The organism is Tautonia sociabilis (assembly GCF_003977685.1).
GTDB lineage: Bacteria > Planctomycetota > Planctomycetia > Isosphaerales > Isosphaeraceae > Tautonia > Tautonia sociabilis.
In genome coordinates, this window is the sequence record NZ_RYZH01000070.1 from 20,076 (window position 1) to 28,103 (window position 8,028).

Below are 8,028 nucleotides of genomic sequence, written 5' to 3' on the forward strand. Positions count from 1 at the left end.
TAACGCATCCAACCTTTACCCGGAGGAGTATCCATGCGATTTCGCGAACGTCGAGACTGGGCTGGGCTCGTCGCCCTCGGCCTCATGGCAACGCTGATCGCCGGCTGCGGGCCGGTGAGTGAATCCACCCGGGCCGCCCGCGACGATTCGGCGGCGGGAACTCCGTCCCCCACCAGCATTGCCACCGTCAGGCCCGAGCCGACCGGGATCCGACGCATCACCAGCCAGCCCGGCCAGATCGAGGCGTTCGAGACCACCGCCATCCACGCCAAGATCGCCGGCTACGTCCGCAGCCTGGCCGTGGACATCGGCGACCGCATCACCGAGGGTCAGGTGATCGCCGAACTCTCCGTGCCCGAGGTCGAGGCCGAACTCCAGATGAAGCGGGCGATGATCGAGCAGGCCGAGGCCGAGCGCACGCAGGCCGAGGCGGCCGTCGAGGTCGCCCAGGCCGCCGTCACCAGCGCCGAGGCCCACATCGCCGAGGTCCAGGCGGCCATCCGCCGTACCGAGGCGGACGTCGCCCGCTGGCAGGCCGAGTACAACCGGATCGACCAGCTCGTGCGCGAGCGGGCGATCACCGACAGCCTCCGCGACGAGACCCGCAGCAAGCTCGCGGCGGCCCAGGCCGCCCGCGACGAGGCAGGGGCCCAGGTCCGCTCCGCCGAGGCGGCCCTGGCCCAGGCGCAGGCCGAGCTGGACAAGGCCCGCTCCGATGTCGCCGCCGCCGCGGCCCGCGTCGCCGTCGCCGAGGCCGATGCCCGCCAGGCCGAGGCGATGGCCGGCTACACGAAGATCGTCGCCCCGTACGACGGTGTGGTCACCCGCCGCCACGTCGACACCGGCCACCTCACGGTCCCGGGCGGCTCCGGAGATCCGCTGTTCGTCGTCGCCCGCACCGACAAGGTCCGCATCGCCGTCGGCGTGCCCGAGACCGACGCCCCGCTGGTCAACCCCGGCGACCGTGCCGAAGTGCGCCTCCAGGCCCTCGACGGCCGGACCTTCGAGGGGCAGGTCACGCGCATCTCCTGGGTGCTGGACCAGACGACGCGGACCCTGCGTGCCGAGGTCGACCTGGAGAACCCGGAGGGCGTGCTCCGCCCCGGCCTCTACGCCTATGCCACGATCGTCGCCGAGGAACGTCCGGACGCCCTCACCGTGCCGGCGACGGCCATCGTGCGGGACGGCGGCAAGGCCTACTGCGTCGTCGTCGCCGACGGCGAGGCCCATCGGCGAGAGGTCGAACTCGGGCTGGGCGACGGCCAGCGAGTCGAGATCCTCTCGGGCCTCGACGGCGACGAGGCGATCGCCGCGGCCAACGCCGACTCGCTGGCCGAGGGGCAGCCCGTTGAAGCGGAGCAGCCGGAGCTCGCTGGCGCCACGGCGAAGTCGTGATTCACTCCGCCCGGAATCCCATCTTGGAGATCGGGCGTCCTGGCCATCATGATCGAGAAAATCCGCCTATCGGCCGATAATATCGGATGTCGAGACAATGCGGCGGGGTAGGAAACCCACCCCACCATCCGAGAGACACGCGCGGGACCAGGGAGGGTCTCCGGCATGGAACGAAGGATTCGGTCCAATCCCATGGCGCCGCTCCTGGGCACGGCGACGCTCGTCCTCGGCCTGGGCACGAGCGCCATGGCACAGATGCCCCCCACCCTGCCGATCGAACCGCCCCCCGGGGCCGGTGAGGGGCCGAAGGACGAGCAACAACGCGACGACGGTCGCGACGCAATCCCCGAGCCGCTCCCGGGGGCAGAGAGCCCGCTCGCGGAAACGGAAGTGAACGATGTGCCGTCCCTGCGCCTGCCCTCCCCCTCCGGAGGGCCGCTGGGGACGCCCCTGGGCCCCGGCCAGGCGATCTACCCCATCGACCTGGCCGGCGCCCTGAGGCTGGCCGGCGCCCGCGACCTGGACATCGCCATCGCCCGGACCCGCGTCGCCCAGGCCGTCGCCGATCTCAGCGCCGCGCGGGCCGTCTGGCTGCCGAGCCTCTTCCTCGGCCCGAACTGGATCCGCCACGACGGCACCGCCCAGGTCGTCGAGGGCCCGGTTCGCCACATCAGCAAAAGTTCGCTGTTCCTCGGGGCCACGGGTGCCTTCGGCCAGGGCGTCACCGGCCCGATCCCCGGCGGCGGCCCGGCCCCGCTTTCGAGCACCACGGCCGTCATCCGCATCTCCGACGCGATCTTCGCGCCACTGGCGGCACGTCAGGTCGTCGAAGCCAACCGGGCCGGCGTCGCCGCCGCCACCAACGACGCCCTGCTCGGCCTGTCCGAGGCGTACCTCGACCTCCAGCTCGCGGCCGGTCGCCTGCAGATCGCCCGCGAGGCCGCCGCCCACGCCGAGGCGCTAGCCGAGCTGACCGCCTCCTATGCCCGCACCGGTGCCGGCCTGGAGGCCGACTACCGCCGCGCCCTGACCGAACTCGAACGCCGGCGCAAGGAGATCGAACAGTATGTCGGCCAGTTGGAGGTCGCCTCCGCCGAGGTGGTCCGCCGCACGCGGCTCGACCCGCGCATCGTCGTCGCCCCGATCGAGCCGCCCGAGACGGTGCTCCGCCTGGTGGCCGATGAGTGCCCCATCGATAGCCTGATCGTGGCGGGCCTGCAGAATCGCCCCGAGCTGGCCCAGAACCAGGCCCTGGTCGAGGCGACGCTCGTCCGGCTGAAGCAGGCCAGGCTGCGACCGTTCATCCCCAGCCTGGCCCTGCGCTACTCCGGTGGCGGCTTCGGCGGCGGCCCCAACGACTTCTTCGGCGACTTCGAGGGCCGCAGCGACGCCGACGTCAACCTCTTCTGGACGCTCGAAAACCTCGGCTTCGGCGACCGCGCCCGGATTCGACGCAGCGACGCGGAGCGTCAGGAGGCCACCCTCCGGCTCGTCCAGACGCAGGACCGCGTGGCCGCCCAGGTGGTCCAGGCCGACAAGTCGCGCCTGGCGGCCATCCGCCAGATGGACCGGGCGGCGCGCGAGCTGCCCGAGGCGCTGCGCTCCCTGGAGCTGAACTTCACCAACATCCGCCGCGGCGCCGGGTTGCCCGGCGCCACCCGGCCGATCGAGGTCCTCCAGCCGATCCAGGCGCTGGCCCAGGCCCGCACCGACTACTTGGAGTCGGTCCTGGCCTACAACCGGGCCCAATTTCGCCTCTACCACGCCATCGGCCGCCCGCCGCTGGTCGCCCCGACCGGGGGGGAGCCGCCGGCCCCGCCGCCGACCCCCTTCTCCCCGCTGATGGGCCCGCATTAACCGACGCCGGTCGCTCCCCGGCGGCCGGCATCCCGCACGTCCCCAGGAGTCCGGACGCATGACGCGACGACACACTTGGCTCCGCCGATCCCTCCTCGTCGGCCTGCTCGCCCTCGGCGGGCAGCAGCTCTGGAGGCACGGGCACGACTACGTCTTCCCCGAGCAGTTCGCCGCGGTCGAGCCCGGGGCGGTCTACCGCGGGGCCTGGCAGCAGGACTGGCCGATGCGCCGGATCATCGACGAGCACGGGATCCGGACCATCGTCGCCCTGGCCCACCCACCGGACAGCCCCATGGTCGCCGCCGAGAAGGCCCTGGCCGCGGAGTCGGGCTGCCGCTGGGTGCATATCCCGATCGCCGACTTCCGGGGCCATGACGGCGGGCCGACCCTCTCCGACCAGCTCGAGAAGGCGGCCGACGCCCTGGCCGACCCGGCCAACCAGCCCGTGTTCTTCCACTGCCACCACGGCATCAACCGCACCTCGATGGCCCAGATCGCCTACCGGACCCTCCATTGCGGCTGGACCCTCGAGCAGGCGACCGCCGAGGTGGCCCGCACCTTCGGCCTGAAACGCGTCGATCGTGGCCCGGACTACCGCTTCATGGAGCAGTTCTACGAGGAACGCGTGCTGCCGCGCCGCCGCGAGCAGGGCGGCGACGGCCATCGCCGGAGCAACGGCAAGGAGGCAGCATGAGCGGAACGACCGACGGCCGAACCGACGCCCCGGCCCGGGGAGCGATGAGCCCCTCCCCGGGCGCCGGTGCGACCCCCCCGCAACGGATGACGGCCTTCCTCTCGGGTCCGGGGAGGTGCATCGCCGCACTGGCGATGGCCGCCGCGGCCCTCGCCCTGACCGCCGAGACGATCAGGATCCGGCGCCACGAAGAGCGCCTCAGGACGCAGGAACGAGCCCTCGCCGAGAGGAGGCAGGTCCTGGAGGAGATGGAGCGGGTCGCCCTCCAGATCAAGCAGAACCAAGACCAACGCGAGCGGAACCTCGGCGAGATCGCCGCGCTGCTCGAGGAGCTCAAGCGCGAGCAGGGGCAGCGGCCTCGAATCTTACATGCATCCCCGACGGCGGACCCCTCGGTGCCGGACGAAGCGGCGCCCGATGTCGTGCTTGATGTTCGCTTTACGCTGCAGCGGATCCCGATGGGAGGAAGGACCAGGACCAGAAGGGGCTTGAGCACGGGAACTGACGCACCACGCATCTCTCTGCCCATGTCAGGACTCGCTCACAGCGTCGAGTGCAACTCGTCAGAGGAATGAAGTGGGGTGTCCCCGGCGTGAAGCGCGACATCGTACAGCTCGAGCGGAGCCTGCGCGGGATGTCGTCGCGGCTCACGATCGGCGCGACTGCACCTCGCCCGGCATCACTCCTCGATCACGCGATCCAGCTCCGCATGGAGCCGCTCGGCCCTGGCCTTCTCCTCCCGGATCAGGTTCTTTCGCTCCAGCGGATCCGCTCGGAGATTGAAGAGCGCTGAGGGGATCCGCTCCTGTTCGGGTTCGACGTGGATGTACTTCCAGTTTTGGCCGGTGAGCGCTTGCATGTGGCTTTCTCCGTGCTCCTCGCGGCCATATCGCTGGGAGACGATAAAGTCGTGGAGAGGACCTGCCCCGTCGCCGGTCATCAGCGACAGCAAGCTCTTCCCATCGATGTCCCGCGGCAGCGGCAACCCGAGCAGCTCGAGGACCGTCGGGAACACGTCCGCGAGGCTGACCCGGGCCCCTACCCGGGACGGCCGGAGCGCCTTCGGGAAGCGCACGATCAGCGGCACGTGCAGGACCTCCTCGTAAAGAGTCTGCTTGTGCATCACTCCGCCGTGCTCGAAGAACTCTTCGCCGTGATCGGAGGCGACCACCAGCACGGTGTTGTCGAGAAAGCCCCTTCGCGACAACTGATCGAGTAGCTTCGCGAGCTGATCATCGAGGAATCGGATCTCGGCATCGTACATGGCGACCAGATATTCCCGCAGGCCCGGATCGACCCGACGGACCCGGAATCGGCCGATCGGGTCGAAATAATGGGAACGGACCATCTGGTTGATCGCTTTGTCGTCCCTGGTCTCCGACGTGAAGAGATGGCGATGCTCCATCCCCTGGTTGTATGGGTCGTGGGCATCGAAATAGTTGATGAACAAGAAAAACGCCTCCCCGTTCCATCGGCCGGCCCAGCGGAGCACGTCCGCGTTGATCTCGGGCGCAGTGCGCTCCCCGTCGCTACGAAGCAGGAGGCGACTCAGGTCCTTCGAGAACCAATCGATCCCTCGCTTGATGCTGAGCGGATCGTAGGTGTGGCGGTACTCGAAGAAATCGAGCCGATCGTGGTAGACGGAAAAGCCCTGATCCAGACCGTACTTCGCCTTGCAGTAGGGGCCGCCGACGAAACCGGCGGTGCGGTACCCCGCGGCGAGCAGGATCTCGGCCAATGTCTCGTGCTCGGGGGAGAGCTGCTGGTGCATCTCATGGGCCCCGTGATGAAAGCTGTACTTCCCGGTCAAGAGACTGGCGTGGGCGGGGAGGGTCCAGCTCGCGACCGACCCGGCGCGCTCGAATACCACCGCCTGCTCGGCCAGCCCGTTGAGGTGCGGCGTGGTCGGCTTCCCATAGCCGTGAAAGCCCACGTTTCCGGCACGGACCGTGTCGAGCGTAATCAGGATGAGATTCGGACGCTCCCTCCGCTCGCCCATCACGTTATCGTGGCCGGGGTCACGCGGGGGGAACCGCTCGGGAAGGGCCCGGAGCAGGTAGAGGTCATAGGCGAGAGAGAAGAAGCAGACAAGCCCGAGCAGCCATCCGTAATTCCCGGCAAGCGAGCCGCCGATCCGCGCCGTTCCGGACGCCATCGGGCTCGGCTCCCGTCCTCTCATTGCCACGCGGACGAGCAGCGACAGACCGATGAACCCGAAGAATATGGACGTATTGAGGGCGGTCCTGCCGGGGTCCCACAGAAGCGAATCTCCGTGGACCAGCAGGTGGATCACCGGGAACGCTATTACCAGGAGCGCCATGCTCACGGCGAAGAACGCGTAACTGCTCCGTAGCGAGGCCGACGAGGGGTATTCGCCTCGCAACGAGAAGATGAGATCCAGGGCGAGTGCGATGGCCACGGCGCACGACGCGACCACCAGCACCGGCAGGAGCAGGCCGAGGTAGACCTCGAACCATTCGATGCGCCTGCCAGAGAGCCTGACCGCGACGTCGACGTGCCCGATCGCGAGCCCGAGGCCGACGCCCGCCTTGAGGGCGATGGCGAGATGCTCTGCCAGCGGCCGATTTCGAGTGTCGTCACGCCTTCTCATAACCTTCCTGATACGCCCCCGCGCGAGTAGCGTCGCTCGGGCCCTCGCGTCTCTCCGTCCCGCTACGCCGCCGCCGCTGATTTCGCATCTCATGCGTGAGGCGTGGGAGGGCCGCCTCCCAGCGGCGTCGACGCTCCCATTCGCCTGTCCCGAAGTGTCGAGAAAGCAGGCAATCGAATGGAGAGTTGAGGAACATCAACGATGCCACACAAGAACGCCACCGACCAGTTCTTCCGTCCGATCCGAAGCAACGCTCCGTTCTAGAACGACGGCCCCCAGCAAGGATGCTCGAGTGTACCGACCATCCGGAGGATCCCCGAAGGATCGTTGCGTCACCCGGCAACCTCATCGATCCGTCCAGCCACGCACAGGATCAAGGTCGTGCAGAGCTACGACAAGCGGCGACGGAGCCTCAAGGAAGGGGCCCCCACGACGTGCCGATCTGATCCCCCTGCCCTGCTCGTGCACGGCCGCCCACGAGTCGCCCAAGACGACCAAGCTCTACGACCGGACGAGCGACGCGATCACGCTCGATGAAGTCGAGCGGATCGCGATTTGATCCGAGGGGCTGGGCTCCCTACAAGTCGTCATGGCTCCGACCAGAGAAGGAGGAGGGTCACCCGGATCACACTCAGTATGCCAAATCATATGTTAGAGAATTTTAATCGAATTTTAAGGCGAGAACCTTCACCCCGATGCCGCACAATATCCCGCCGATGGCAAGGCGAGGGATCGCTTCGGCGGCAGGCAGTCGGGGACATCACCATGGATCACGACCACCCTCCGGGCGAGCGAATCTAACGCCTCGAACGTACCATCCATCGCCTGGCCTCAGGCCTCGTCTTGTGCGCCCTCGGGTCCGTCGCGGCGCTGGCCTTATGGGCCACTTCCCACAGCAAGGATCCGACCGCCCCCGCGCCGCTCGTCATCCGCGATCGAGAGGGACGCGTCCGGATCGAGCTGGAGGCCGCATCCGACGGCCCCACCCTCACCTTCTTCGACCCGTGCGGGGCCGAGCGCCTCCGCATCCACGCCTCCGACGATGGCACGACGGCGCTGACGCTCGCGACCAATGTTAAGGATGACCAGATGCGACGTCGGATAGGCCTCAGGACCCCTCCTGACGGCTGGTCGGAGCTCTCGTTCTCGGACAGCAGCGGGGAGCGGCTGACCCTCGGCTTGGCCTACGACGGCGAGCCGCGGCTCCGGATGTTCACTCCAGAGCAAAGGGTCCGCCTGAGCCTGGGCTCTGACATGTCCGGCAGGGCGGAACTCATCATCCACGATGCGGACGGCAACGAGCGGGCCGTCCTGAAATCGGGCCCGGGCGGTCCGCCGAGTCTCACAGCGAGTCTAGAAAGGGTGACCTAGCCTTCTGGCATGGACACCACCAAGCGCTACCCGACCGACCTGACCAACGCCGAGTGGGCCCAGGTCGCCCGCGTCATCCCGGCCCCGAAGAAGGGTGGCC

Annotated in this window: 5 protein-coding genes; 4 read left to right on the forward strand and 1 reads right to left on the reverse strand. The window is 68.6% G+C overall.

Going from position 1 to position 8,028, the window contains the following annotated elements; translation table 11 throughout:
* The first annotated feature begins 33 nt into the window (after positions 1-33).
* From TsocGM_RS27820 to TsocGM_RS23410, 4 genes are all read left to right on the forward strand, one after another.
* Positions 34-1,395, forward strand: coding sequence for an efflux RND transporter periplasmic adaptor subunit (locus TsocGM_RS27820; RefSeq protein WP_126727884.1), 1,362 nt, complete (start codon positions 34-36; stop codon positions 1,393-1,395).
* 165 nt (positions 1,396-1,560) lie between these two features.
* Positions 1,561-3,252 carry a TolC family protein gene (locus tag TsocGM_RS23400; protein ID WP_126727885.1) on the forward strand — a complete coding sequence of 564 codons (1,692 nt, stop codon included), beginning with the start codon at positions 1,561-1,563 and terminating at the stop codon, positions 3,250-3,252.
* 58 nt (positions 3,253-3,310) lie between these two features.
* The gene (locus TsocGM_RS23405; RefSeq protein ID WP_126727886.1) at positions 3,311-3,946 is read left to right on the forward strand and encodes a fused DSP-PTPase phosphatase/NAD kinase-like protein; all 636 of its coding nucleotides are present in this window, start codon (positions 3,311-3,313) and stop codon (positions 3,944-3,946) included.
* A gap of 86 nt (positions 3,947-4,032) precedes the next feature.
* Positions 4,033-4,521: a hypothetical protein gene (locus tag TsocGM_RS23410; protein ID WP_126727887.1), complete on the forward strand. Its 489-nt coding sequence runs from the start codon at positions 4,033-4,035 to the stop codon at positions 4,519-4,521.
* A 104-nt stretch (positions 4,522-4,625) separates the two neighbouring features.
* On the opposite strand, the gene TsocGM_RS23415 is transcribed toward TsocGM_RS23410, so the two are convergent.
* Positions 4,626-6,650 (reverse strand): sulfatase, encoded by a 2,025-nt coding sequence (locus tag TsocGM_RS23415; RefSeq protein ID WP_126727888.1) that lies wholly within the window; start codon positions 6,648-6,650, stop codon positions 4,626-4,628.
* Positions 6,651-8,028 lie beyond the last annotated feature (1,378 nt).